Below are 1,267 nucleotides of genomic sequence, written 5' to 3' on the forward strand. Positions count from 1 at the left end.
GGCCCGAAAGAAAGGTAGGAGGCCATGACGAAAGGTCTGCACGTGCCTTCCGAGATCGGCAAGCTCAGGAAGGTCTGCCTGCACCGTCCCGGCGACGAGCTCCTCAACCTGCCGCCCGACGAGCTCGAGCGACTCCTGTTCGACGACGTCCCGTTCCTTGAGGTCGCGCAGCAGGAGCACGACACCTTCGCCCAGATCCTGAGGGACCAGGGCGTGGAGGTGCTCTACCTCGAGAACCTCGTCGCAGAGGTGTTCGACCAGGTCCCCGGCGCCCGCGCCGAGTTCACCGACCAGTACATCGCCGAGGCGGGCATCCGCGGCCAGCGCATGCCGCAGATCGTCCGCGAGAAGCTGGACTCCATCGAGGACAACCTCGAGTTCGTCAAGAAGACCATGGCCGGCATGACCAAGGCCGAGATCGACATGCCCCTCACGGCGTCCACGACCCTCGACTCCCTGGTCAACTCCGAGTCCGAGTCCGACCTGATCATCGACCCGATGCCCAACCTCTACTTCACCCGCGACCCGTTCGCGGTCGTCGGCGAGGGCGTCAACCTCAACCGCATGTACTCGGTCACCCGCAACCGCGAGACCCTGTACGGCAAGTACGTCTTCAAGTACCACCCCGACTACAAGGACGTCTCCCTGTACTTCCGCCGCGACTGCCAGTTCCACACCGAGGGCGGCGACGTGCTGAACATCAACGAGAAGACCCTCGCCGTCGGCATCTCCCAGCGCACCCAGGCAGCCGCCATCGACGTCATGGCCCAGAACATCTTCTGGAACTCCGACTCCAAGGTCGAGCGCATCCTGGCCTTCGACATCCCGGTCTCGCGCGCCTTCATGCACCTCGACACGGTCTTCACCCAGATCGACGTCGATAAGTTCACGATCCACCCCGCCATCATGGGCACCCTGCGCGTCTACGAGCTGACCGCCGGCAAGAACCCGGGCGAGGTCAACATCCGCCTGATCGAGGACACCCTCGAGCACGTCCTGGAGGACGCCACCGGCGTCGACCAGGTCAAGCTGATCCCCTGCGGCGGCGGCGACCCGATCGCGGCCTCCCGCGAGCAGTGGAACGACGGCTCCAACACCCTGTGCGTCGAGCCCGGCAAGATCTGCGTCTACGCCCGCAACACCGTCACCAACGACGTGCTGTACAAGGAGGGCCTGGACCTTCTCGTCGTGCCCTCCGCCGAGCTCTCCCGCGGCCGCGGCGGCCCGCGCTGCATGAGCATGCCCTTCTGGCGCGAGGACCTCTAAG

General features: G+C 65.4%; 1 protein-coding gene. It reads left to right on the forward strand.

The annotated features are described in order from the left end of the window. Positions 1-24: 24 nt before the first annotated feature. On the forward strand, positions 25-1,266 hold the full coding sequence (gene arcA, locus DXB98_RS10015; RefSeq protein WP_117735747.1) for an arginine deiminase: 1,242 nt from the start codon (positions 25-27) through the stop codon (positions 1,264-1,266). The last annotated feature ends 1 nt before the right edge of the window (position 1,267 follow it).

It is taken from the genome of Collinsella sp. OM07-12 (genome assembly GCF_003438275.1).
Taxonomy (GTDB): domain Bacteria; phylum Actinomycetota; class Coriobacteriia; order Coriobacteriales; family Coriobacteriaceae; genus Collinsella.

Excerpts from the sequence above, each read along its gene's own strand:
- arcA (WP_117735747.1), top strand. The coding sequence starts at position 25 with ATGACGAAAGGTCTGCACGTGCCTTCCGAGATCGGCAAGCTCAGGAAG.